General features: G+C 66.7%; 21 protein-coding genes and 2 pseudogenes. 13 read left to right on the top strand and 10 right to left on the bottom strand.

All coding sequences use genetic code 11. From position 1 onward, the window contains the following. Window positions 1-12: 12 nt before the first annotated feature. Window positions 13-939 carry an AraC family transcriptional regulator gene (locus O1Q03_RS20755; protein WP_269505809.1) on the bottom strand — a complete coding sequence of 309 codons (927 nt, stop codon included), beginning with the start codon at window positions 937-939 and terminating at the stop codon, window positions 13-15. A gap of 181 nt (window positions 940-1,120) precedes the next feature. Between O1Q03_RS20755 and O1Q03_RS20760 the strand changes: the two genes are divergently transcribed. Further along, entirely contained in the window at window positions 1,121-1,582 is a 462-nt protein-coding gene (locus O1Q03_RS20760) for a (2Fe-2S)-binding protein (RefSeq protein ID WP_098551549.1), read from the top strand. A 2-nt stretch (window positions 1,583-1,584) separates the two neighbouring features. Then, window positions 1,585-3,795: a xanthine dehydrogenase family protein molybdopterin-binding subunit gene (locus O1Q03_RS20765; RefSeq protein WP_269505810.1), complete on the top strand. Its 2,211-nt coding sequence runs from the start codon at window positions 1,585-1,587 to the stop codon at window positions 3,793-3,795. Between the two features lie 101 nt (window positions 3,796-3,896). Here O1Q03_RS20765 and O1Q03_RS20770 read toward each other — a convergent pair whose 3' ends face one another. After that, the gene (locus tag O1Q03_RS20770) at window positions 3,897-5,099 is read right to left on the bottom strand and encodes a Fic family protein (protein WP_269505811.1); all 1,203 of its coding nucleotides are present in this window, start codon (window positions 5,097-5,099) and stop codon (window positions 3,897-3,899) included. A 447-nt stretch (window positions 5,100-5,546) separates the two neighbouring features. Here O1Q03_RS20770 and O1Q03_RS20775 point away from each other — a divergent pair, with 447 nt between their 5' ends. Beyond that, entirely contained in the window at window positions 5,547-5,945 is a 399-nt protein-coding gene (locus O1Q03_RS20775) for a winged helix-turn-helix domain-containing protein (protein ID WP_269505812.1), read from the top strand. 180 nt (window positions 5,946-6,125) lie between these two features. Here O1Q03_RS20775 and asnB read toward each other — a convergent pair whose 3' ends face one another. Beyond that, window positions 6,126-8,093: an asparagine synthase (glutamine-hydrolyzing) gene (gene asnB / locus O1Q03_RS20780; protein WP_269505813.1), complete on the bottom strand. Its 1,968-nt coding sequence runs from the start codon at window positions 8,091-8,093 to the stop codon at window positions 6,126-6,128. Window positions 8,094-8,207: 114 nt separating this feature from the next. Between asnB and O1Q03_RS20785 the strand changes: the two genes are divergently transcribed. Further along, entirely contained in the window at window positions 8,208-8,459 is a 252-nt protein-coding gene (locus O1Q03_RS20785; protein WP_269505814.1) for a hypothetical protein, read from the top strand. A gap of 108 nt (window positions 8,460-8,567) precedes the next feature. Here the strand turns inward: O1Q03_RS20785 and O1Q03_RS20790 are convergent, their stop codons facing one another. Continuing rightward, window positions 8,568-9,401 (bottom strand): helix-turn-helix transcriptional regulator, encoded by an 834-nt coding sequence (locus O1Q03_RS20790; protein ID WP_269505815.1) that lies wholly within the window; start codon window positions 9,399-9,401, stop codon window positions 8,568-8,570. A 280-nt stretch (window positions 9,402-9,681) separates the two neighbouring features. Between O1Q03_RS20790 and O1Q03_RS20795 the strand changes: the two genes are divergently transcribed. After that, complete coding sequence (locus O1Q03_RS20795) at window positions 9,682-10,593, top strand: helix-turn-helix transcriptional regulator (protein ID WP_269505816.1); 912 nt, start codon at window positions 9,682-9,684, stop codon at window positions 10,591-10,593. Window positions 10,594-10,700: 107 nt separating this feature from the next. On the opposite strand, the gene O1Q03_RS20800 is transcribed toward O1Q03_RS20795, so the two are convergent. Together O1Q03_RS20800 and O1Q03_RS20805 are read right to left on the bottom strand one after the other, a co-directional pair. After that, window positions 10,701-12,347 (bottom strand): NRAMP family divalent metal transporter, encoded by a 1,647-nt coding sequence (locus tag O1Q03_RS20800; protein ID WP_269505817.1) that lies wholly within the window; start codon window positions 12,345-12,347, stop codon window positions 10,701-10,703. Between the two features lie 114 nt (window positions 12,348-12,461). Then, a complete protein-coding gene (locus O1Q03_RS20805; protein WP_269505818.1) occupies window positions 12,462-12,599 on the bottom strand; it encodes a hypothetical protein in 138 nt (45 codons plus the stop codon). 1,067 nt (window positions 12,600-13,666) lie between these two features. Between O1Q03_RS20805 and O1Q03_RS20810 the strand changes: the two genes are divergently transcribed. Together O1Q03_RS20810 and O1Q03_RS20815 are read left to right on the top strand one after the other, a co-directional pair. Then, complete coding sequence (locus O1Q03_RS20810) at window positions 13,667-13,936, top strand: hypothetical protein (protein ID WP_269505819.1); 270 nt, start codon at window positions 13,667-13,669, stop codon at window positions 13,934-13,936. A gap of 106 nt (window positions 13,937-14,042) precedes the next feature. Then, window positions 14,043-15,542 carry a carbohydrate porin gene (locus O1Q03_RS20815; protein WP_269505820.1) on the top strand — a complete coding sequence of 500 codons (1,500 nt, stop codon included), beginning with the start codon at window positions 14,043-14,045 and terminating at the stop codon, window positions 15,540-15,542. 110 nt (window positions 15,543-15,652) lie between these two features. Here O1Q03_RS20815 and treA read toward each other — a convergent pair whose 3' ends face one another. Both treA and O1Q03_RS20825 read right to left on the bottom strand, forming a co-directional pair. Further along, entirely contained in the window at window positions 15,653-17,398 is a 1,746-nt protein-coding gene (gene treA / locus O1Q03_RS20820) for an alpha,alpha-trehalase TreA (protein WP_269505821.1), read from the bottom strand. Window positions 17,399-17,591: 193 nt separating this feature from the next. Beyond that, entirely contained in the window at window positions 17,592-17,786 is a 195-nt protein-coding gene (locus O1Q03_RS20825; RefSeq protein ID WP_269505869.1) for a hypothetical protein, read from the bottom strand. Here O1Q03_RS20825 and O1Q03_RS20830 point away from each other — a divergent pair. The 3 genes and pseudogenes from O1Q03_RS20830 (at window position 17,737) to O1Q03_RS20835 (ending at window position 20,725) form a co-directional block, all read left to right on the top strand. After that, window positions 17,737-19,125 (top strand): MFS transporter, encoded by a 1,389-nt coding sequence (locus tag O1Q03_RS20830; RefSeq protein ID WP_269505822.1) that lies wholly within the window; start codon window positions 17,737-17,739, stop codon window positions 19,123-19,125. The genes O1Q03_RS20825 and O1Q03_RS20830 overlap by 50 nt on opposite strands. Window positions 19,126-19,203: 78 nt before the next feature. After that, window positions 19,204-19,384: pseudogene (locus O1Q03_RS40230) on the top strand (hypothetical protein); the annotation flags it as partial. A 129-nt stretch (window positions 19,385-19,513) separates the two neighbouring features. Next, window positions 19,514-20,725, top strand: coding sequence for a winged helix-turn-helix domain-containing protein (locus O1Q03_RS20835; protein WP_269505823.1), 1,212 nt, complete (start codon window positions 19,514-19,516; stop codon window positions 20,723-20,725). Between the two features lie 72 nt (window positions 20,726-20,797). Here the strand turns inward: O1Q03_RS20835 and O1Q03_RS20840 are convergent, their stop codons facing one another. Both O1Q03_RS20840 and O1Q03_RS20845 read right to left on the bottom strand, forming a co-directional pair. Beyond that, window positions 20,798-21,016 carry a DUF1653 domain-containing protein gene (locus tag O1Q03_RS20840; protein WP_006751720.1) on the bottom strand — a complete coding sequence of 73 codons (219 nt, stop codon included), beginning with the start codon at window positions 21,014-21,016 and terminating at the stop codon, window positions 20,798-20,800. Between the two features lie 65 nt (window positions 21,017-21,081). Beyond that, the gene (locus O1Q03_RS20845; RefSeq protein ID WP_269505824.1) at window positions 21,082-21,525 is read right to left on the bottom strand and encodes a GNAT family N-acetyltransferase; all 444 of its coding nucleotides are present in this window, start codon (window positions 21,523-21,525) and stop codon (window positions 21,082-21,084) included. A 152-nt stretch (window positions 21,526-21,677) separates the two neighbouring features. On the opposite strand from O1Q03_RS20845, the pseudogene O1Q03_RS20850 reads away from it, so the two are divergent. The 3 genes and pseudogenes from O1Q03_RS20850 (at window position 21,678) to O1Q03_RS20865 (ending at window position 23,067) form a co-directional block, all read left to right on the top strand. Beyond that, a pseudogene (locus O1Q03_RS20850) lies at window positions 21,678-21,946 on the top strand (type II toxin-antitoxin system Phd/YefM family antitoxin). Beyond that, window positions 21,943-22,209: a Txe/YoeB family addiction module toxin gene (locus tag O1Q03_RS20855; RefSeq protein WP_269505825.1), complete on the top strand. Its 267-nt coding sequence runs from the start codon at window positions 21,943-21,945 to the stop codon at window positions 22,207-22,209. The pseudogene O1Q03_RS20850 and the gene O1Q03_RS20855 overlap by 4 nt, the downstream one beginning before the upstream one ends. 234 nt (window positions 22,210-22,443) lie before the next feature. Continuing rightward, window positions 22,444-23,067 carry an HAD hydrolase-like protein gene (locus O1Q03_RS20865; RefSeq protein ID WP_269505826.1) on the top strand — a complete coding sequence of 208 codons (624 nt, stop codon included), beginning with the start codon at window positions 22,444-22,446 and terminating at the stop codon, window positions 23,065-23,067. The last annotated feature ends 164 nt before the right edge of the window (window positions 23,068-23,231 follow it).

Consider the following 23,231-nt stretch of genomic DNA (forward strand, 5'->3'; position numbering starts at 1 on the left):
GCTGCCGCGCCGCTACGTGCCGAGCAGCTCCTTGCGGCGCAGGTGCACGACGTCGCGCATCGGCGGCGCGCCGAACAGCCGGCTGTATTCGCGGCTGAACTGCGACGCGCTTTCGTAGCCGACGGTCGCCGCCACCGACCCGACGTCGCCACCCTGGCGCAGCAACAGCCGCCGCGCCTCGTGCAGCCGCAACTGCTTCTGGTACTGCAGCGGGCTCAGCGTGGTCACGTGCTTGAAGTGATGATGGAGCGACGACACGCTCATGTTGACCGCCTGCGCGAGGGTCTCGACGCGCATCGGTTCCGCGTAGTGATCGCGGATCCACTCGATCGCGCGCGCGATCCGGTGCGTCTGGCTGCCCGCGACCGCCATGTGCCGCAGCCGCGTGCCCTGCCCGCTCGTCATCAGCCGATACAGCAACTCCTTTTCGATCAGCGGCGCGATGACCGGAATATCGGCCGGCGTATCGAGCAGACGCACCAGCCGCAACGCGGCATCGAGCAGCGGCGGCGTGAGCTCGCCGACCGCGATGCCCTCGCCTTCGGGGCCGGCATCGGGCTCGGGCAGCCGCATCTCGGCCGCGAGCTCGACGATGCGTTCCAGGTCGAGCGTCAACGTCAGGCACAGGTACGGGGCCGCCGGCGACGCCTGGGTGACGCGCGAGAGAATCGGCAAGTCGATCGACGTGATCAGGCAATGCTGCGCGTCGTATTCGTAGGCCTGGCCGGCGACGATCACGCGCTTCGCGCCCTGCGCGGCGATCACCAGCGCGGCGCGCGACACGCCGCAGCCGAGGTCGACCGGATGCGTATGCCGGTGCAGCATCAGCGCCGGCACGGCGGTCGAGTGCGAGCCGTCCGCAGGCGCGAAACGGCCGATGAGCGACGCCAGTTCGCGCCGCCCGGATTCGCGCGACGCCGCGATATCGGTCATGTCCATGGCGGGTTCCTCGCTTCATTTCCCTGAATCGCGGGAGCATAGCGAAACGCCCGGCGCCGTGCCGGGGATTTGCAGGATTGTTCAATAAATTTGCAGGATTGGGTAGACGCAAAACCGGACGTGTCGCGCACACTCGCGACTAGCCTGGCGCATGCCGGGTTTTCCCCATGGAGACAATACAATGCCCACCACGTTTGTCCTGAACGGCAAGAGCGTGACGCTCGACGCCGATCCGTCGATGCCTGTCCTCTGGGCAATCCGCGAACACGCGGGGCTGACCGGCACGAAGTTCGGCTGCGGCATGGCGCAGTGCGGCGCGTGCACAGTCCATCTCGAAGGCCAGGCCGTGCGCTCGTGCGTGCTGCCGCTCGCCGGCATCGCGGGCAAGCACATCACGACGATCGAAGGGCTGCAGAGCAAGCCCGCGCATGCCGTGCAGGCCGCGTGGGTCAAGCTGCAGGTGCCGCAGTGCGGCTACTGCCAGTCCGGCCAGATCATGTCGGCCACCGCGCTGCTCGAGCAAAACCCGAAACCGACCGACGCGGACATCGATGCCGCGATGAACGGCAACCTCTGCCGCTGTGCGACCTACGCCCGCATCCGGGCCGCGATCCACGACGCGGCCGCGACGCTGGGAGCGTGACCATGACGATCGAACTCGACAATCCCGGTTCGGTGCGGCCGTCGCGTCGCACGTTCCTGAAAGCCGCGGGCGCCGCGGCCGCGGTCAGCCTGACGATCGGCTTCGAATGGGCCGGCCTCGGCCGCCGCGCGCTCGCCGCGACGCCGCCCGCAGCCGACTTCGCGCCGAACGCGTTCCTGCGCATCACGCCCGACGGCGCCGTCACGGTCATCGCGAAGCACGTCGAAATGGGCCAGGGCGCGTACACGGGTATCGCGACGATCGTCGCCGAGGACCTCGACGCCGACTGGTCGAGCGTGCGCGTCGAAAGCGCGCCGGCCGATGCGAAGCGCTATGCGAACCTCGCGTTCGGCACGATGCAGGGCACGGGCGGCAGCTCGGCCATGTCGAACTCGTGGCAGCAACTGCGCGAAGCGGGCGGCAAGGCCCGCGCGATGCTGGTATCGGCTGCCGCCGCGCGCTGGAAGGTGCCGGCGAGCGAGCTCACCACGGCCGGCGGCGTCGTCACGCACGCGAAAAGCGGCAAGACGGCCGCGTACGGCACGCTCGTCGCCGACGCGTCGAAGCTGCCGGTGCCCGACAAGGTCAAGCTGAAACAGCCGGCCGATTTCAAGCTGATCGGCCATCGGATTCCGCGTGTCGACGCAGCGGCGAAATCGAACGGCACCGCGCATTTCACGCTCGATACGACGTTGCCCGGCATGCGCGTCGCGCTGCTGCAGCGTCCACCGCGCTTCGGCGCGACGGTGAAATCGTTCGACGCGACGGCCGCTAAGGCCGTGCCGGGCGTCGTCTCGGTCGTGCAGGTGCCGGGCGGCGTCGCGGTCGTCGCGACGGGCTTCTGGGCCGCGAAACAGGGCCGCGATGCGCTGAAGATCGACTGGGACGAAACGCACGCCGAAAAGCGCAGCTCGGACGAACTCATGCGCGAATATCGGCAACTCGCCGACAAGCCCGGCACGTCGGCGCGCAAGGACGGCGATGCCGATGCGGCGATCGCCGGCGCCGCGCGCAAGGTCAGCGCGACGTACGAATTCCCGTATCTCGCGCACGCGCCGATGGAGCCGCTCGACGCGGTCGTCAAGCTGAGCGCCGACAGTTGCGAAATCTGGGCCGGCGACCAGTTCCAGACCGTCGACCAGGGCAACGCGGCCAAGGCTGCGGGGCTGAAGCCCGTGCAGGTGCGCATCCACACGCTGTACGCGGGCGGCAGCTTCGGCCGGCGCGCGAACGCGTGGTCGGACTACGTGGTCGAGGCCGTGTCGATCGCGAAGGCGCTCGGCGCCGACGGCAAGCCGGTCAAGCTGCAGTGGACGCGCGAGGACGACATCCAGGGCGGCTTCTATCGCCCGATGTACTTCCACAAGCTCGACGCGGGCCTGACCGCGGACGGCCGGCTGGTCGGCTGGCGCCACCGGATCGTCGGCCAGTCGATCCTCGCGGGCACGCCGTTCGAGCCATTCATGGTCAAGAACGGGATCGACGCGACGTCGGTCGAGGGCGCGGCCAACCTGCCGTACGCGGTGCCGAACGTGTCGGTCGAACTCACCACCACCAAGGTCGGCCTGCCGGTGCTGTGGTGGCGCGTGGTCGGCAGTTCGCACACGGCCTACGCGGTCGAGGCGTTCGTCGACGAAGCCGCGCACGCTGCGGGCAAGGATCCGTATGCGTTCCGCCGCGACCTGCTCGCGAACGAGCCGCGCATGCGCGCGGTGCTGGACCTCGCCGCGCAGAAGGCCGGCTGGGATCCGGCCAAGCCGCTGCCGAAGGGCCGCGGGCGCGGCATCGCGGTCGCCGAGGCGTTCAAGAGCTACGTCGCGCAGGTGGCCGAGGTGTCGGTCGACGCCGACGGCAACGTGAAGGTCGAGCGCGTGGTGTGCGCGGTCGACTGCGGGATCGCGATCAACCCTGACATCGTGGCCGCGCAGATGGAAGGCGGGATCGGTTTCGGCCTCGGCGCGGCGCTGCACAGCGCGATCACGCTGAAGGACGGCCAGGTCGAGCAGCGCAACTTCGATGGCTACCACGTGCTGCGGATGGCGGAGATGCCGAAGGTCGAGGTGCACATCGTGCCGTCGGCCGAGGCGCCGACCGGTGTCGGCGAGCCGGGCGTCGCGCCGGTCGGGCCGGCGGTGGCCAACGCGATCTTCGCGGCGACGGGCAAGCGGCATTACGTGCTGCCGTTCGATTCGGCGGGTACCGCGAAGGCTTGATGGCGCGGGAAAAGCGGGCCGCGCGGCGGGGGCGTCGCGCGGCCGGTTTTTGGGTAGCGGACGGGATCAGGCCGCTGTGGGCAACTATGCGCCGCGGGCGCTCACCCTTGTTCAACCTCCGGCCAGAGCCTTGGGAAAAGAAATCGAAGGGCCGCAAGCGGCAATCCAAAGGAGAGATCGCCGCGATGCGAGGGGGACGTCAACAATCCGAAGTCGAGCAGTGATCGAACGATGCGCCGCGCAAGGACGTCGCTTACCCCCAGCATCTGGGCAAATTCCGCGCGGGTTACAGTTCGACGCAATGCGACGAACTCCATGGCCAAGGCCGCCGACTCCGCCTTGACGACCGATTTCTCCGTACCGATCGTCCATGGGTTGAATTCCAGGTACCGCAGCAGATCCAGCATACGCCCTGCCACACCGTCGAACTCGGTCATATGGACCATGAACCCCACCTGATCCTCACAGCAAGCCAGAAAGAATTGAGCGAACTTGACGAGCCCTTCCTGGGATAGATTGCCCCGGCCGTCCAGATCGTTGCGCCGTGTCTGATCGGCTTCGCTCAGCGTGGAGTAATACCTGCCATCCTCGCGCGCCAAGCCGCGAAGCGGCGACCATAGACCGTGGGTGAGATCGGCTGCGCGTAGTCCAAGATGCGAATGCAGACGCGCTACGCGACCGTTGCCATCCATAAACGGGTGCACCCAGGCCAAACGATGATGCGAGCAGGCAATGCCGATCAGCTGGTACTCCTTTGCGCGAATGCGGCCATACCGTGCCGCCCAGGCCTGAAGCAAGGGCTCGATCATTTCCGGCTCCGGCGCCAGATGGCGCCCGACCGTTACCGCCAACTGCCGAAGTTCGCCCGGGACAATAGCCTGTCCGTCACCGGTGACGCGCTCATCGGCAGTGAGACACGAAAAGAAACGCGCGTGAATGGCCCGGATTCGCGCGGGCTCAAACAGCGCGGCGACGGGAAGCGAGCCCCATTCTTCTTCGAGTGCCGTTTCCGTTGCGATATGCGCGACCGCGAATCGCTGCTTCCTGCGCTCGACAATATCGGTCGAATAGTCCCGGTGAAGCGCAGCTTCGATCTTGGCAGGCGTCGTATGCTGCCCTTCGATCTTGTTCGTGTAGTACGAATTCATTGCGCGCAGTTGGGGAACGAGCGCTCTCGCCAATGGGGTGTCCCGCACGGCGAGCAACCGCTGCGAAGAGTCGACAAGTTGCGTCGCCTGTTCAAGGAGCGGATCAAGGACCCGATCCTCGGGAAACAATGGCTCAAAAGTAGCGACTGTCGTCATGCTTCGATGTCGGGTTCAATGTAGGGTTTCAAGTCGGCAATTATAACCACTTAAGCCCATGATTTATATATATTTTCCCCATATCCAAGTCGGGTTCAATGTAGGGTTCCGTGGAGGGTTCCATGGAGGGTTTGTCCACACACCCTTCCCGGCCGCCCCACGGCCCCATGCGCGTAACCGCCCGCCTATTCCCACCACCTGTTCCCACGTTACGCCGCCCGTAACGTCCGTAACGTTCCCGCTTGACGCTACGTAACAATCCTTCAATGCGGCTCCGACCCTTCCATCGCCGCCGCGCCCTCCGTGTTGAAAATTCTTTTAAATTCAACGCGGACAGACCGATGGCGCTGTCGCCGGCGACCGTCGTTGCGTAACAGAACACCCCTGGCCCGGAAGTTGCAGAACGTGTTCCCGCAAACACTCCTTTACGGACATGCGAGGGCCAACATGGATTGCAAATACCTGTACATCGACAACATAAAGATCAACTTCGTGCGCCGCACGATCGAAATCGACAATAAAGTCGTCGACGTAACGCCGCGTGAGTTCGACGTCGTCGAATTCCTGCTCGACAACATGAACAAGATCGTGCCGCGGCAAGCGATCCAGGAAGCCGTCTGGGGGCGGGAGCTCGGCGTGTCGTCGCGCACGCTCGACACCCATATCTCGCGCATCCGCTCGAAGCTGCAGCTCGATTACGACAAGAACCTGCGGATCATCCCGATCTATGCGGTCGGCTATCGGCTGGTGCTGTTCGGTGCGGCCATGACGCACGTCGAACGCCATGATGCGGCGCCGATCCTGCGCGCCGCGCCGCAGCCGGCGATGGCCGCCGACTACGCGTAACACGTAACACGTAGCGCGTAGCGGCCGCCCGCGGCGGTGCCGCTGCGCGCGCCGGCGAGGTTCCCCACCCCGACGTGCCGCACGCCCCGCCGTGCAGTGCATCGCGGCGCGACGCCCGTCGCCGCACCGTGACACGACCCGCCGCCTCCGGGCGGCCGCCGCCCGTGCCGGCGCTGCGCGTCACCCGGCGCGCTGCGCGTCGAGCCACGCCTGGAACATCAGCACCGTCCACAGCGGGTGCTGCCAGTTCATCCGGCCGGTCTGGTGCTGCCGCCACAGCCGCTCGACCGCCTGCGGGTCGAAGAACCCTTCGTCGCGCAGCCGCGACGGCTGCAGCAGCGCGTCGGCCCAATCGCGCAACGCGCCGCGCAGCCAGTGATCGACGGGCGCGCAGAATCCCTGCTTCGGCCGGTCGATCAGCGCCGACGGCACGTACCGGTCCAGCAACCGGCGCAGCAGCACCTTCGGCTGCCCTTCCGGCAAGCGCACGGACGCCGGCAGCCGCCACGCGAATTCGACGACGTGATGATCGAGGAACGGCATGCGCGTCTCGAGACTCACCGCCATCGCCGCGCGATCGACCTTCGCAAGGATGTCGGTCGGCAGGTACGTGAGCGTGTCGATCGCCATCGCCTGTTCGGCGAAGCTCAGATGCGCGGGCCACGCGGACACCGTATCGAGCGGCGTCGGCGGCTCCTGGCCCGCGAGCGCGATGCGCTCCGGATGGTGCACCGACGACATCAGCAGCCGGTACAGGCCGATCCGGCTCTCGGCCGTCATCACGTGGCCGAGCTTGTGCAGCCGGTCGCCGATGCGCGGCGTCGATTCGCGTGCCTCCACACCGCCCCACGCGCCCTGCGCGACCGCCGCAAGCTGGTCCGCGTGATCGGGGCGCAGCGCATGCAGCGCGGCGGCGATCCGCGCGCGCACCGCGGCCGGCACGCGATGCAGCTTGCGCCACAGGCGCGGCGTCAGGAAGTAGCGCGTATAACCGCCGAACAGTTCGTCGCCGCCGTCGCCGGACAGGCTCACCTTCACGTGCCGGCGCGTCAGCTCCGACACGAGGAAGGTCGGGATCTGCGACGCATCGGCGAACGGTTCGTCGTAGATCGCCGGCAGCTTCGGCACGACGCCGAGCGCGTGATCGGCCGTCACGTAGAGTTCGGTGTGCCGCGTGCCGAGATGGCGCGCGACCGCCTTCGCGTAACCGGCCTCGTCGTAGCCGGCCTCGTGAAAACCGATCGTGAACGTGTCGACCGGCTTCGCCGACTGCGCCTGCATCAGCGCGACGATCGCCGACGAATCGACGCCGCCAGACAGGAACGCGCCGAGCGGGACGTCGGCTTCCATCTGCCGCGCAACCGCCTGACGCAGGATCACGTCGAGCTGCCCGACGGCGTCGTCGGCGCTGCCGTCGAACGGCGCCTCGCGTCCCGCTTCGATCGCCTGCTTGAGCGTCCAGTACGCGCGCGCACGCGGCGTGTCGTGCGCATGCTCGAACTGGATGTAGGTGCCCGGCGGCAGCTTGCTGATGCCGCGATAGATCGTATGCGGCGCGGGCACGCTCGACTGGCGCAGATACAGGCACAACGCATCGCGATCGATCGCGCCGTCGAAACCCGGATAGCCGCGCAGCGCCTTGAGCTCCGATGCGAACACCAGCGCGTCGCCGATCCGGCCGTAATAGAGCGGCTTCTCGCCGATCCGGTCGCGGGCGAGCGTGAGCACCCGCGACGCACGATTCCATAGCGCAAACGCGAACATGCCGGTTGCGCGCCGCAGCGTTGCGTCGATGCCCCATGCGGCGATCGCCGCGATCAGTACCTCGCTGTCGGAGTGGCCGCGCCACGCCGGTGCGCGACCCGCGCGCTCGAGTTCCGCGCGCAACTCGCGATGGTTGTAGATTTCGCCGTTGAAGACCATGACGTAACGGCCGCACGCGGAAGCCATCGGCTGCCGGCCGTGCACCGACAGGTCGACGATCGCGAGCCGCCGGTGGCCGAGCGCGATGCCGGCTTCCGGGTCGACCCAGATGCCCTGCCCGTCCGGCCCGCGATGCGCGAGGCTCGTCGTCATCCGCGCGAGCGTGCCGCGCGCTGTCTCCTCATCGAAGGCGACGCTATTCAGAAAGCCGTCGATTCCGCACATTGATTTGTTCGCCTCTGTTGACCTGTTCCGTCACGCGGCGCACGACCTTGCGGCCGACCGTCCGCCTGACGGTCAAGCCATATTACGAAGAAATAAATCAGCAATAATTCATGGGTGAATGCCGGCGAGGACCGTAAAAAAACCGGCGTCAAGCACTACGACGCAGCGCGCAGCCGGCGGCGCGAGTGCGACCGGATCGGCGCGACGCATCGCGGGCTCAACTGGAAAAGCGAACGTGCGTGCCAGCGCGTGCTGCGCGAAGCGCGGCATGTCGTTGCCGAGCGCGTCCGATCGCAGCACGAGCGCAACCGCCACGGCGACCGGCCGCACCGCGATGCCGATGCCCTGCCTGACCGTGCTCGATAGCGAGCGACATCGCGAGATTGCCCGGCACCGCCGCGTTCTCGATCTTCTGCTGCACGCGTTGCTCGCACGACACGACGCGCGGTGGCCGCGTCGCATCCGTCGACGCGTTCAGGACTCCAGACGTCGTGCGGCGAGATACGCGAGTTGCGCGCGGTTCTGCACGTTGAAGAGTTTTTCGAGCGAGCGGATATGGTGACCGACCTTGTGCAGCGACGTGCGCAGCGCGCTGGCGATCTCCTGGTCGGACAGCCCGTGCACGAGGCGCTCGAGCACCTGCTGCTGTTCGTCGCCGAGCGCGAAGCCGCGCATGCGCGCGATGCGCGCCGCGAGGAACGGCAGCGCGACGCGATGCACCGCGAGGCTCACCGACAGCGCACCGCCGATCACGCGATCGTCGATCCATTCGGTGCCCTGCGTTTCCGACGTCACGTTCACCGCGACGCGCAGGTCGAGCCGCGGCGCGGACAAACTGAACATCACGCCGCTGTTCATCGCGTGCGCGCGCAGATGGCCGGCCAGCGCGAGCACCTTGCGATCGCCGCTGCCGTGCGCGGCCACCTCGATCTCGTCGAGCCGCCACGCGACCGGAAAGCCGCTCTGGTGCGCCTGCGCGAAGCGCGGATCGCGCTCGTACAGCATCCCGTCGATATACGGCTGCATGAACGTCGCGGGCGCGAGCTCGCGCAGCAGATGCGCGCACAGAATGCGTCGCCCGATCATCTCGTATGCGCCGTAACCGAGCGTACTGAAACCGATTTGCCGCAAGCGCTCGTGGCATTGAGCGAAATCGACTAAAGCAAGGTCGGATTTACCGGACATCGATTGCCCACCGGTAAAAACGTCGCAATCCACCGGATGATTTTCTTTCGAATAAGCGGCAATGGCCGCGATCTCGGCTTGCGAGAACCACTCGACGCGTGGCGCGTCGTTAGCGTACGTCATGAGGAGCCCACCCTTCCCAATATGTGAACCTGCCCCGTTACGTTCTGGTCTTTTCTTTATGAATTACTTCGGGTCGCTCTATGGGCGCGAATATGAATCTTTCGCCGCGATGAATATTACGGCATATTACGTGCACGCCGGCATTTTTGTACAATGCCCCCGCGTTTCGTCAGGGATGACGATCGGCGCATACCACAACGATGCTCGATCGCACCGCCGCGAACGCCGTACACGATACGGCCGCCGTCAGGCGATGCGCGTCGATTCCGAGGGATGGCTCATGTCCGACATGGCAGTGCATGAAGAAGCGGTCTCCCCCACCTTGTCCCGTTCGCCGCGGCGCGCCGCCGCGTGCCCCGACGCATCGCGCGCGCGCCCGGTGCCGGTCGTCTGGTGCGACGACGTGAAGCGCGGCGACGTCGCGCCACCGAATGCGCCGAAGCTCGGCGTCGCCGACACGCTCGCGCGTGCGCAGAGCACCGCCGAGCGCAGCCGCATCATCGCCAGCCTGCTGCATTTGACGGGCTTCTCGACGTTCGCGTACTTCGCGCTCGAATTCGCGCGCGAGCGCATCGAGAATCTGTATCTTCACGAGGCATTCACGCCCGCCACCTATCGCGGCGACTACGTGCGCCACCACCATCACGACATCGATCCGCGCACGCGCGACGCGCGCGCGTGCAACATGCCGATCGTGTGGGACCTGCAGCAACTGCGCCGCGACCATCGCGAGCGCGAACGCGACGACCGCGCATGCATCGCGCCCGCCGCGTTCGACGGCTTCCTGCAGACGATGCAGGACGACGGCATGTGCAGCGGCATCATGTATTCGATGGCCATACCGGGCACGCGGCTGCATGCGTTCATGAGCTTCACCGCGCCGCGCCGCACGCGCGAATGGATCACGCCCGCGACGATCGAGCAGGCGTTGTCGATCGGGCTGTCGGTGCACAAGTTCGCATCGCCGCAATTGATCGCCGCGGCGCGCGAGCGCGCGGTCAACGGGCTCACGCCGTTCGAGCAGGAACTGCTGCTCGGCATCGCGGAAGGCGCGTCCGACAAGGAGATCGGCCGGCGCCTCGACACCAGCGCGCACAACGTCGACTATCACCTGCGCAAGCTGCGCAAACGCTTCGGCGTCGCGAACCGGATCCAGCTCACGTACTTGACGTCGAAGCTCGAGCTGATCTGACGCGCGTGCATCGCCCGCGTAAACGCACATGCCGGCCTCGCGGGCCGGCATGTACGGGTTGCGGCGCGGTGCCGGGTCCGGCGCCGCTTCCACACAGATGATCGCCGTTACTTCAGCAACATCATCTGCACGACCTTGACGATCACCAGACCGACCGCGATCACCAGATAGCCGCGCAGCACGGTCATCCAGACGCGGGTCGACACCGTCATCTTCTGTGGCTCGAGCGTGTCGAGCGGCGGCATGCGCCACGTATCGCGCAATGTGCGATCGACGCCGGGTTCGACGACACGCTTGTGGCGGCGAATCAGCACCGTCGCCAGATAGCCGACGATGGCCAGCACGCTGCCGCCCACCAGCACGTCGAGGATCGCTTCGCTGCTGATGTCCGGATACATCACCGATGCGGTGAGGATGATCGACAGCATCACGAGCACCCAGATCACCGCGCCCGTGAAGACATTGAGCTTCGTCGAGTTGATCCACGGCCCGAGCACCTGCTTGTCGTTGCAGAGCAGCAGCAGGAACACGGTCGCGCTCGGCAGCAGCACGCCCGCGAGGGTCTGCACCGCTTCGGTCAGCAGGCCGAGCGGGCTGCCCGGAATCAGCACCAGCGCAGCGGCCGCCGCGACGATCCCGAAGTACACGAGATAGAAGCCCTTCGCATCCGACACGCCGCGATGCAGCGAATGACGGATCTTGAACACGTCGCCGATCGCGTAGGCGGTCGACAGCGACACCGCCGCCGCGCCGATGATGCACGCGTCGAGCAGCGCGATCGCGAACAGCGTCGCGCTCGTATGGCCCGCATACTTCTCGAGGCCCGCGATGACGCCGCGCGCGTCGGTGAAGTTGCCGAATTCCGGATGGCCCGAGAACAACTGCGCCGAGAACGCGATCATCGCGACCGCGCCGACCAGCACGAACGCGATGCCGATCCACAGGTCGGCCTTTTCATATTTCATGAAGCGCGGCGTGATGCGCTTGTCGATCACGTAGCTCTGCTGGAAGAACAGTTGCCACGGCGCGACCGTCGTGCCGACGATGCCGATCACGAGAAGCATCACGTCGGACAGCTTCGCGTGCGCGGGCCAGTTCGGCACGAAGAAATCGCGCGACATCTGCGCGACCGGCGGGTGGATCGTCACCAGCACCGGCACGAGCAGCAGGCTCATCAGACACAGCCCGATCGCGAACCGCTCGAAACGCCTGAAGTCGCCGGTACTCACCGCGGCCATCGTCAGCGCGGCGGCCACGCACACGCCGGCCACCTTCGGCAATCCGAAGAAATCCAGCACGAACGTGATGCCGATGAACTCGGTGACGATCGTCAACGCGTTGAGCAGGAACAGGTCGATCACGCTGAATGCGCCCCAGAACTTGCCGAAGCGCTCGAAGATCAGGCGCGCATGGCCGACGCCGGTGACCGCGCCCAGCCGCAGCACCATTTCCTGGTTCACGTACAGCACCGGCACGAGCAGCAGCAGCGTCCACAACAGCGTCGTGCCGTAGTTCTGGCCGGCCTGCGTATAGGTGCCGAATGCGCCGGCATCGTTGTCGCCGACCATCACGATCAAGCCGGGGCCGATGATCGCGAGCAGCGTGCGCAGGCGCGCCCACCACGTGCCACGCGCGGCGGTGTCGTGATGCGCGATCGTGCCGAGCGCACCGCGGATGTCGCCCACATGGGCATCATCCAGCACGGCGCTGCGTTCGGCAGCAATGGGTGCAGAGACGTTGGATGGCGTGGACATGATGAATTCCGTACGGCTAATGGTTATCTGGCAAGCATGCGACCTTGGCATGCACGCGGGCGGCTGCTTGATGGCGGCCACGTGTGCGCATGCCGAGGCGCGCTCGGCGCTGCTTCAGCGGATCAACGATTTCAGGCGGTTCAGCAGACGGGAGAACACCCGCGGGCGGGCGTCGAGCGTCAACATCGCGTCGTAGTGGGGGCGCGATTGCGTGACCTGCGGGAGGTTCGACAGCAGAAGGCCGAAGTTCATGGGCTGGCTCCTGGCGGCGACGGCATGCGTGCCGGCCGCGTGGTGGGCGCGGGGCCAGTCCGGGCCTGAACGTCGTGTCAGGCTAGCGAGCCGGAGTGTCCCTGCGACCCGGGTTCAAAAGGGTCTGTTGGTGCAACGGGCATAAGGGACAACTGTCACTGTCGTTCATGGCGGCTCCTGTGCGGTGTTCCTGCGAACACGGTTACCCGCCGCACGGCGTGCGGGCCGGCATTCGCGGGCCCGGAAACGGGATGCGCGAACGCGGCCGCCTGCCAGGCGGCGGTCAAACCGGACGGCGCATGCGAAAACGCATCACGCTAACCGGCGCGAATCAGGGTGCACGTAGGGAGTTGCTGCGGAGTACTGCTGCGCGCACCGTTTGCCTGGGCGACAAACGGCGGCTTCGATGAGGCGCGGACGTCGGTCGCTCAGGCGGAAATTTCGTTCGAAGATCGACTACTGCAGGCGTCCAAGGCGGCGGCCCCAAGAGTGAAGATGGCGGATTCTATGGACGCCCCGAAAGTGAAGTCAACCCCTCGAAACCCCATTTTCCGAAATAAATTTCGCGCATCGCCGCACTGAAAGATTTACCCGCGAAAACACGTGCCGTAACCTTTCAGCGTGGCGCGTGCGCCACCCGGGCGGCGCGTACGAACAACGGCGTCGCGGTGGGTCGTACCAACCGTCGACACCTCCGGTGCCCGGAACGATCGGCTGCGGCGTCCGCGCCACGCGCGCTGCTTTTTATGCGTTTTTTGCTTGCGCCGCAGCAAAACTCGCGACTACAATCCGCCCCAATTCATCAAGGGAGTCCCTCCGTGGACACATGCTCTAGTTGCAGTTCGATGCCGGTCCAGGCCGGCCAAGCCATCGCGAGATAGCAGCCAGACGCATGTCTTACGCCGCTAGCTCGCATTCGTCGGGTTAGCGCGCTTCCTCCCGGGCCAGCATCGCCGGTTCGCCAGTTGCACGCTCCGTTACGTTCCACCCTCCGATCGCAGGTCGCGTCGTGCGCCCGCGCTCGTTCACGTCGTCCGGCATTCGCCGGACCGGACGGAGGCAGCGTCATGTTCTTTCAATCGTTCGCGGCCAGACTCAAGCGACTCGTCCACGCCGGATGCGACCGCCCGTTCGTTTCGGCCCTCTCGCCGCTCGCCCACGCATTCGGCAACTGGCGCGGCACGGCGCTCGTGCAGCTGCCGGCGGCGCCCCGCCCGCTCGATTGCGCGCTGCTCGGCGCGATGGCCGTCGCCGTCGCGCTCGTCGCGCTGCTCTGCACGAGCGCTTCGCGCGTCGGCTTCGCGCACGTGTGGCGTATCGGCGGCTGGCTGCCGTAAGCGCGTCCGCCACCGGGCGGCCGCGTGTCACGCGCCGTCCGCGCACCGGATCGGCCGACGTTACCCCTTCATCAGTTCAACCAATCAATCAACTCATGGAGTCCACATGAAGATTCGCTTCGAACCCGCACTGCGAACACCGCGCGTCGATGCACTGGCCGCGCTGCTGCTGTCGCTCGCCGCCGTGCCTGCGTTCGCGCAATCGGCAGCCCCGACCGCTGCTGCTGCCGCTACCGCCGAACCGGCCAGCGGCACCAGTGACGCCGCCGCTCCCGCACAGGCCGCCGATGCTGCCGCGCCCGCTCCCACCGGCTTCCGGGAGCGTTCGAACCTGCTCGGCAACATGGGCGGCCTGCGCGACGTGCTCGGCGATCGCGGCGTCACGCTGAACCTGCAGGAAACCAGCGAATACCTGTACAACGCCGCGGGCGGCACCGCACGCGGCGGCGCATACCAGGGCCTCACGCAATTCGGCTTCGACGTCGATACCGAGAAGGCGATCGGGCTGCCGGGCGGCACGTTCAACGTGTCCGGCCTGCAGATCCACGGCACCAACCTCACGCAGCGCTACCTGCAGACGCTGCAGACTGCCACCGGCATCGAGGCGAATTCGACCACGCGCCTGTGGGAGCTCTGGTACCAGCAGGCGTTTCTCGACGGCAAGGCCGACGTGAAGGTCGGCCAGCAGAGCGTCGACCAGGAATTCATGGTGAGCCAGTACGCGGCGACCTTCATGAACGCGACGTTCGGCTGGCCCGTGCTGCCGTCGACCGACCTGCCGGCCGGCGGCCCCGCGTATCCGTTGTCGTCGCTCGGCGTGCGTCTGCGCGTGAAGCCGGCCGATGCGTGGACCGCGATGGTCGGCGTGTTCGACGGCAATCCGGCCGGCCGCGACGACGGCGATGCGCAGGCGCTGAACGCGCACGGCACCAACTTCAACCTGCGCAGCGGTGCGTTCGTGATCGGCGAACTCCAGTACGCGCTGAACACGCCGCCCGCGGATCCGAAGGCGCCGCAGCCGGCCGGCCTGCCCGGTACGTACAAGATCGGCTTCTGGTATCAGTCGCAGCACGCGAACGATTCGCGCTTCGGCAGCGACGGGTTGTCGCTCGCGAATCCGGCGAGCAACGGCATCCCCGCCACGCATCGCGGCAACTACGGGTTCTATGCGGTCGCGGATCAGATGGTGTGGCGGCCGGCGGCCGACAGCCCGCGCTCGGTCGGCGTGTTCGCGCGCGTGATGGGTGCGCCGGGCGATCGCAACGTCGTCGACTTCGCGGCCAATGCGGGCGTCACGCTGAAGGCGCCGTTCGCCGGACGCGACAACGACACGGCCGGCATCGCCGTCGGCTACGCAAAGATCGGCTCGCATGCGCGCGGGCTCGACGGCGACACGGGCACCTACACGACGCCCGGCTATCCGGTGCGCCGCGCAGAGACCGTGATCGAAGCGACCTACCAATATCAGGTCACGCCGTGGTGGCAGTTGCAGGCCGACCTGCAGCACTTCTTCCGGCCGGGAGGCGGCATCCCGAACCCGAACGCGGCCGGCGCGCGCATCGGCGACGAAACGGTGGTCGGCGTGCGCACGACGATCACGTTCTGACGCATCGCGGATCCGACACGGGCCGGACGCCGCTTGCGCGGTGATCCGGCCCGTGTGGGTCCGGGCGCTCGTGCGCCCGGTCCTTGTGCGCTACCGCCCGCTACTGCCCGCTACTGCCCATTGTCGCCGTACAGCTCGAGCAGCTTCAGCGTGACGCCATTGGTCCAGCCGAAGCCATCCTGCAGCGGATATTCGCCGCCACCGCCGCCGCCCTCGCCCGCACCTTCGACCACGTACTTCTCGACGAGCTTGCCTTCGGTCGCATACACGTGCCGCACGTCGGTCAGGAAGCGCGTGCCGATGTCGTTCGCGAGCGCCGGTTCGCCATAGCGGCGCAGCCCTTCGATCGCGATCCACTGCAGCGGCGCCCAGCCGTTCGGTGCGTCCCACTGCTGGCCCGTGTTCTCGGTCGTCGTCGCAAGGCCGCCGGGCTGCAACAGCGTCTTGCGCACTTCGCGCGCGGTCGCCTTCGCGCGCTCGGGCCATGCAACGCCCACGAACAGCGGATACAGCGCGGCGGCCGACACGGCGTCGCGCGGCTTGCGCAGTTGCCAGTCGTAGTCGCCGTAATAGCCGTGACGGTTCCACAGATAGCGATTGATCGCGGCCGCGCGGCGGGCGGCCCGCCCGGAGAAGTCCGCGACGCACGCGACGTCGTGCGATACCGTGCAGCCCTTCACGATCGTGCGCTCGAGATTGAACATCAGGCTGTTCAGGTCGACCGGCACGATCGATGTCGTGCGGATCGTCGCGAGCGTCCTGCCGTCGCCGAACCAGCGCGAGCTGTAGTCCCAGCCGCTTTCGGCACCCGCGCGCAGGTCGCGATACACGTCGTTCGCCGGACGGTTCGGCACGGCCTTCGCGGTCGTGACGTCCTCCAGATACGATTCATCGCGCGGCGTGTCGCTCGCATCCCAGTAGCGGTTCAGCACCGCGCCGTCGGGCATCGCGACCACGTGGCGCGCGGCCTGCCCGCGCGGCGTCGTGGTTTCTCCCTGCATCCAGTACGCGTACTCCTTGCGCAGCGCCGGCAGGTATTTCTGGTAGACCTTGTCGCCTTCGGCCTGCGCGGCGAGCGTGACCATGTACGCGAAGAACGGCGGCTGCGAGCGGCTCGCATAGTACGTGCGGTTGCCGTTCGGGATGTGCCCGACCGTGTCGATCAGATGCGCGAAGTTGTCGAGCATGTCGTCGACGAGATCCTCGCGACCCGACACCTGCAGCCCGAGCATCGTGAAATAGGTGTCCCAGTAGTAGCCCTCGCGGAAGCGGCCGCCCGGCACCACGTACGGCTTCGGCATCGGGATCAGCGAACTGTACGGGGGCACCGTCGCGCTCGTGCGCGTGAGCTGCGGCCATAGCCAATCGATGTGCTGGCGCAGCGTCTGGTTCGCCGGCGGCGTGACGCCGCCCTCGGGCGGCGGCGTGAAGTGCTGGTCGACGAACGCCTTCAGCGAAAAGCCCGGTTGCGATTTTTGTTGCTGATACAACTGCATGATCGTCGCGGGATCGGTATCGGGCGTCGCGTCGACGAAGGTCTTCTGGTCCGGATAGAGCTGGGCCGTCTGCACCGCGACGAACAGGCCGCCGTACAACTGGCTCGGCGGCGGCAGCAGCGCGCCGGAAGCAGCGGTCGTGAACGCCGTCGTGGCGGGCGCTGAAGCCTGCGCGGCCGGTTGCGCGGCGGCCCGGTTCGCGCTGTCGGCCTGTGCGGCGCAACCGGCAACGGCCAGGTACGCGACGGCCATGACGGCTGCCCAGCGCGAGCGCGGCGCGGGCATGAGCGGATGTGAGTCGCGAAGCGAGTCCGGATGCGATGCGGTCGATTCGAACGATGCGGCACGACGTGACGTCATGACGTTCCCCTCCTTTCGATGGTGAGTGGCTCGGCAGGGGTCTCGTTCGCGCGTGCGCTCGTCTCGATGGCCGTCGATCGATGCGCGTGGTTGTATTCCGCAGATAGGGTCGACTGTCGCACGAAACGCGCGGCGCATGCAAGCTTCGCTGCCGTGCCCGCGCGTCGCCGTCATCTGCGTCACAGGCGTCGGGTCACATCCGCACCGCAACGGCAGTCGTCTCTTTCGCCGAACGCCGTAGCAGGAACGACTGTTGCAACATGCAGAACAAGCGTTGTCTCGCGTGACGCACCGACCACATTCTGGGCATAATGGCATCTTTACCGCGCGCCCTGCCCATGTCGCCCGTCTTTCTAGCACCGCTCATCGTTGCCTGTGCGTTGTTCATGGAAAGCGTCGACGCGAACATCATCGTCACCGCACTGCCTGCGATGGCGAGGGACTTCGGGCACAACCCCGTCACGCTGAACATTGCGATCACGGCCTACGTGGTCGGCCTCGGCGTGTTCATCCCGATCTGCGGCTGGCTCGCCGACCGCTTCAGCGCCCGCGCCGTGTTCCGCACCGCGATCGGCATCTTCGTCGCCGGTTCGCTGATGTGCGCGGCGTCCAACTCGCTCGGCGTGCTCACGTTCGCGCGCTTCGTGCAAGGCGTCGGCGGCGCGATGATGGTGCCGGTCGGCCGGATCATCATCTTCCGCGCGGTGCCGCGCTCCGATCTCGTGCGCGCGATGAACTACCTCGCGATTCCCGCGTTGTTCGGGCCCACGGTCGGGCCGCTCGTCGGCGGCTTCATCACGACCTATCTGCACTGGCGGATGATCTTCTTCATCAACGTGCCGATCGGTATCTACGGGATCTACCTCGCGAGCAAGCACATCGCGAACACGCACGAGCCCGATCCCGGGCCGCTCGACTGGTTCGGCTTCCTGCTGTCGGCGAGCGGCGCGGCGCTGCTGCTGATGGGGCTCACGCTGATCGACGGTTCGCTCACGTCGCGCAGCAACGCGATCATGATGTGCGCGGCAGGTACCGCGATGCTCGCGCTCTACGTGCCGTACGCGCGCCGCAAGGCGCGCCCGGTGCTCGACCTCAGCTTCCTGAAGATCCCGACGTACCACGCGAGCGTGGTCGGCGGCTCGCTGTTCCGCATCGGCCTCGGCGCGGTGCCGTTCCTGTTGCCGCTCGCGTTGCAGGAAGGGCTCGGGATGAGCGCGTTCCACTCCGGCCTGATCACGTGCGCGTCCGCGCTCGGCGGCGCGGTGAGCCGCTCGACGGCCACCCATACGCTGCGCCGCTTCGGCTTTCGCACGGTGCTGATCTACAACGCGGCGTTCGCCGGGCTCGCGATCGCCGCGTACGGGCTGTTCCATCCGGGCATGCCGACCTGGGCGATCTGGATGATCGTGCTGGTCGGCGGCATCTTCCCCGCGCTGCAGTTCACCAGCCTGAATTCGATGATCTACGCGGACATCTCGCAGAGCGACGCGGGCCGCGCCACCAGCCTCGGCAGCGTCGTGCAGCAGATGTCGCTCGGGCTCGGCGTGACGGTCGCGGGCCTCGTGCTGCACATCTCGCACTGGTTGCAAGGGCACCAGACGATGGTGTGGTCGGATTTCTGGCCGGCGTTCGTCGTGGTCGGGCTGTGCTCGTTCGCATCGATTCCGATCACGCGGCGGCTGCCGCCCGGCGCCGGCGACGAAGTCGCGCGCGGCAAGCGGCAATAAACGAGCGGGCGGGAAAGCGAACCGGCGGGAAAAAGCTCGGCGGGAAGGTCGGCCGCGAAAGGCCGGCAGCGAAAAACCGGAAAAACAAAAAAATCAGCGGACATCCACTCGGGGCCGGTGCACAGCCGCATGGATGTCCGCTCAGGGCTCCGGGTCTCTCGTTTTGGGGGGTGAGAATCCCGGATTCGCTTCCTGCGTGCCATGGACATATCGTGCGTCGGAAGCGGAATCGTTGCGCGCACATTTCGTCGCGCGATGACTGCACTATAGGGAAACTCGCGCCGCGCATCTGTCAAGCATTGTCAGATGCAACCCGTGCCCGCACCGCACGCGCGTGCCGCTTTCGCGCTAAAGTGGTGCCCGACCGTCACCCTCGACCGCCGTTCCGATGCTTACGCTCTCGCCCGCCGCCGCCCGCGCGCTGCATCTCGCCGCGCAGGGCCTGCTGACTCCGCCGCGCCGCAAGGCGACCAAGGCCGACGTGCTCGACACGATCCGCCGGATGGCGCAGCTGCAGATCGATACCATTCACGTCGTCGCGCGCAGCCCGTATCTCGTGCTGTTCAGCCGCCTCGGCGACTTCCCCCCGCAATGGCTCGACGAACATCTCGCCGACGCGCACCTGTTCGAATACTGGTCGCACGAAGCGTGCTTCCTGCCCGTCGAGCAGTTCGGGCTGATGCGCTACAAGATGCTCGATCCATCGGGGATGGGCTGGAAATACGCGGCCGAATGGCATGAGCAGAACCGCGCCGACATCGAACGGCTGCTCGCGAGGATTCGCGACGAAGGCCCGGTGCGCTCGGCGGACTTCATCCGCGAAGACGGCGCGAAGGGCAACGGCTGGTGGGACCGCAAGCCGGAGAAGAAGCATCTTGAAGTGCTGTTCACGACCGGCGACCTGATGGTGTCCGAGCGCCGCAATTTCCAGCGCGTGTACGACGTGCGCGAGCGCGTGCTGCCCGGCTGGGACGATGCGCGCGACCTGCCGCCGCGCGAAGCGGTGCTGCCCGCGCTGCTCGACTACACGTGTCGTGCGCTCGGCGTCGTGCGGGCGGACTGGGTGGCCGACTACTATCGGCTGCCGCGCCGTTCGTACCGCGCGGAGCTCGAGCGGCTCGCCGACGCGGGCGACCTGATTCCGGTGGAAATCGCCGACTGGAAGGAGCCGGCCTACGTGCATCGCTCGCTCGAAGCGCTGCTGCCTGCCGCCGCGGCCGACACGCTGCGCTCGACGGTCACGACGCTGTTGTCGCCGTTCGATCCGGTGGTGTGGGACCGGCGGCGCGCATCGACGCTGTTCGGATTCGACTACACGATCGAGTGCTATACGCCCGCGCACAAGCGGCGCTACGGCTATTTCTGCCTGCCGGTGCTGCATCGCGGCCGGCTGATCGGGCGCGTCGACGCGAAGGCGCATCGCGTGCTCGGCACGTTCGAGCTGAAGGCGTTCCATGTCGAGCCCGGCGTGCGGTTCGGCAGCGGGCTCGCGGCCGACGTCGCGAAGGCCGTGAAAAAGCTCGCGGCATGGCACGGGACGCCCGCCGTGACAGTCGTGCACGCGCCGCCCGAGCTGGAGAAAGCGCTGACACGCGCGTGATGCCTGCGTCGTTGCGCTGGCTGGCGACGATGCACGCTGCGCTTGCACCTGCCGCCGGTCGGCGGCGGCTGCTCAGTCGCGCAGCTTGCGAAAACGCGGCGTGCCGTCCGGCAGGTTCTCGTTGAACATCGCTTCCGGCCGCACCCACAGCCCGCGCGCATGCGGCCACAGATGCTCGTACACGACGACCGATTCCTCGGTCTCGGAATGACGGGCGACGCCGATGTAGCGATACAGCCCGCCCTTGTAGTGGCGATGCGTGGCGAGCTGTTCGGCTTCCTGTTCGGTCATGATCTGCTTTCCTTCGGCAAAAACGAAAGCGCGTATTGTATGCGCTCGTATGCGCTCGCCGTGCGTCAGCGTTTCGCGTAGATGTCCGGGCGGCGGATCTCCATCAGCCGTTCGGGATGCGCGGACGGCCCGAAACCGACCGGCCGGTACAACGCGTGCGCGTCGGTCGTCATCAGCATGATGCGGCGCAGGCCCTGCACCATCGGCTGTGCAAACACGTGATCGATCAGCGCGCGGCCGTAGCCGTTGCCGCGTTCGGCCGGCAACACGAACACGTCGCACAGGTACGCGAACGTCGCGTGATCGGTGACGAGCCGCGCAAACCCGACGAGCCTGTTACCGACATACGCGCCGAAGCACAACGACCCGTCGATCGCGCGCTCGACGACGTCGCGCGGAATGCCCTGCGACCAGTACGCGTCGCGATGCAGGAAATCGAAGATCGCGTCGATGTCGAGCTCGCGCTTGTCGGTGGAAAATCTCAGCGTGGCGGGTGTGGCTGCGGGCACGTCGGCTCTCCGGTCGGATCGGGGCGAAGCAGCAACGATAGCGCGGCGCGAGGTGGTCGACAAGCGGCACACGATTCGACATGTACGACGATCCGTACAACAATTTCACCGGCGCTATACTTGTGCGGTTTTGAGTACAAGTGAGACAGACCATGCGCACGATCCACTTCTCGGCTGCTCGCGGCAATCTGAAGACGGTCATCGATCAGGTCGTCAACGATGCGGACGTGACGCTCATCACGCGTCGCGACGCGCCAAACGCAGTCATCATGTCGCAGGAATACTATGACAGCCTGATGGAGACGGTCCATCTGCTCCGCTCGCCGGCGAACGTCGCCCATCTCGAACGCTCGATCGCGCAATTGCGCGATTGCGCAAGGGCAAGACGAAAGCGCACAAGCTCGCGGAGGACGATGAATGAGCGTCCGCCGCGAGCTCTTTACTTCCGACGCGCGGGACGACTACGTTTATTGGCAGAGGCAAGACCGCAAGACGCTCAAGCGCATCAACCGGCTCATTCGCGAAGCGCAGCGGACGCCGTTCGAAGGTATCGGCAAACCCGAAGCGCTGAAGGCCAATCTGTCCGGCTTCTGGTCGCGCCGCATCGACGATACGAACCGCCTGGTCTATGAAGCGGACGATCTTCAGATCAGCATCGTGTCGTGCCGTTATCACTACGCGTAGCGCCAACGCCGCGGCCTTCCCCTTCCCCGCTCACGGCGCCGGCAGCGTCCAGTCGGTCTTGCAGTGCAGCCGTCACGCGCTTCGCGGGCGGCATTGCGGTCGGCGCCGTGCATCCGGACGACGCGAAAAAGCTGCTCGACTATGGCGCGTCACCGCACGCACAAACGGTTGTGCACGCAACTTGACTCGATTCGGTCACCGCGTCGCCTGCGCAATCACTTACCGTACCGCTTCATGCCCTACCGACTCATCGCGTTCGACTTCGACGGCACGCTTGCCGATTCGCTCGACTGTTTTCTCGCGGCGTTGACGCAGGCGTCGCGCCTGCACGGCTTTCGCGACGCCACGCCCGAACTTCGCGCCGCGCTGCGCGGGATGTCGGCGCGCGAGATCATCCGTGCGCTCGACGTGCCGATGTGGAAAGTGCCGCGCGTGACGGTCGACATGCGTCGGCTGATGCGGCCGAACATTGCGCAGGTGAAGCTGTTCCCCGGCGTCGACGATACGTTCGATGCGCTCGCCGCGCGCCGAATCCGCATCGCGATCGCGACGTCGAACACCGAGGACATCGTGCGCGACCGGCTCGGGCCGCGCGCGAGCCGCCACGTCGACATCTTCGCGTGCGGCATTTCGCTGTTCGGCAAGGCGCACCGGCTGCGCGCGCTCGTGCGCGAAGCCGGCATGCAGCCTGCCGACGTGCTGTACGTCGGCGACGAAATCCGCGATGCCGATGCGGCCCGCCGCGCGGGCATCGCGTTCCTGGGTGTCGCATGGGGCTACACGGCGCCCGACGCATTGCAGTCGCATTGCGCGACGCCGCTGCTGCCGCGCCTCGACGCGCTGCTCGATCGCGTGTGATCGATGTCTCGCGATTCGCGTGCTCGGTTCGATACGACGTCACGCATGTGGTACGCATACCGGTGCGCATCCGCTGCGCGTGCTACCCGCACGATGATGAAACGCCGATGACACGCGTGCACGCCGCATCCATTTCGAGCACACCGTGCACGCAAAAATTGCCG

This window comes from Burkholderia sp. IMCC1007, assembly GCF_027257875.1.
Classification (GTDB): Bacteria; Pseudomonadota; Gammaproteobacteria; order Burkholderiales; family Burkholderiaceae; genus Burkholderia.

What these genes read in the sequence shown, in the direction of transcription:
- O1Q03_RS20805 (WP_269505818.1), bottom strand. Translation starts at nt 12,599, where the DNA reads ATGAACTTCGGCCTTCTGCTGTCGAACCTCCCGCAGGTCACGCAATCG.
- O1Q03_RS20800 (WP_269505817.1), bottom strand. Translation starts at nt 12,347, where the DNA reads ATGTCCACGCCATCCAACGTCTCTGCACCCATTGCTGCCGAACGCAGC.
- O1Q03_RS20765 (WP_269505810.1), top strand. Translation starts at nt 1,585, where the DNA reads ATGACGATCGAACTCGACAATCCCGGTTCGGTGCGGCCGTCGCGTCGC.
- asnB (WP_269505813.1), bottom strand. Translation starts at nt 8,093, where the DNA reads ATGTGCGGAATCGACGGCTTTCTGAATAGCGTCGCCTTCGATGAGGAG.
- O1Q03_RS20790 (WP_269505815.1), bottom strand. Translation starts at nt 9,401, where the DNA reads ATGACGTACGCTAACGACGCGCCACGCGTCGAGTGGTTCTCGCAAGCC.
- O1Q03_RS20835 (WP_269505823.1), top strand. Translation starts at nt 19,514, where the DNA reads ATGCTTACGCTCTCGCCCGCCGCCGCCCGCGCGCTGCATCTCGCCGCG.
- O1Q03_RS20760 (WP_098551549.1), top strand. Translation starts at nt 1,121, where the DNA reads ATGCCCACCACGTTTGTCCTGAACGGCAAGAGCGTGACGCTCGACGCC.
- O1Q03_RS20865 (WP_269505826.1), top strand. Translation starts at nt 22,444, where the DNA reads ATGCCCTACCGACTCATCGCGTTCGACTTCGACGGCACGCTTGCCGAT.
- O1Q03_RS20825 (WP_269505869.1), bottom strand. Translation starts at nt 17,786, where the DNA reads ATGAACAACGCACAGGCAACGATGAGCGGTGCTAGAAAGACGGGCGAC.
- O1Q03_RS20815 (WP_269505820.1), top strand. Translation starts at nt 14,043, where the DNA reads ATGAAGATTCGCTTCGAACCCGCACTGCGAACACCGCGCGTCGATGCA.
- treA (WP_269505821.1), bottom strand. Translation starts at nt 17,398, where the DNA reads ATGACGTCACGTCGTGCCGCATCGTTCGAATCGACCGCATCGCATCCG.
- O1Q03_RS20770 (WP_269505811.1), bottom strand. Translation starts at nt 5,099, where the DNA reads ATGACGACAGTCGCTACTTTTGAGCCATTGTTTCCCGAGGATCGGGTC.
- O1Q03_RS20755 (WP_269505809.1), bottom strand. Translation starts at nt 939, where the DNA reads ATGGACATGACCGATATCGCGGCGTCGCGCGAATCCGGGCGGCGCGAA.
- O1Q03_RS20855 (WP_269505825.1), top strand. Translation starts at nt 21,943, where the DNA reads ATGAGCGTCCGCCGCGAGCTCTTTACTTCCGACGCGCGGGACGACTAC.
- O1Q03_RS20830 (WP_269505822.1), top strand. Translation starts at nt 17,737, where the DNA reads ATGTCGCCCGTCTTTCTAGCACCGCTCATCGTTGCCTGTGCGTTGTTC.
- O1Q03_RS20775 (WP_269505812.1), top strand. Translation starts at nt 5,547, where the DNA reads ATGGATTGCAAATACCTGTACATCGACAACATAAAGATCAACTTCGTG.
- O1Q03_RS20840 (WP_006751720.1), bottom strand. Translation starts at nt 21,016, where the DNA reads ATGACCGAACAGGAAGCCGAACAGCTCGCCACGCATCGCCACTACAAG.
- O1Q03_RS20810 (WP_269505819.1), top strand. Translation starts at nt 13,667, where the DNA reads ATGTTCTTTCAATCGTTCGCGGCCAGACTCAAGCGACTCGTCCACGCC.
- O1Q03_RS20795 (WP_269505816.1), top strand. Translation starts at nt 9,682, where the DNA reads ATGTCCGACATGGCAGTGCATGAAGAAGCGGTCTCCCCCACCTTGTCC.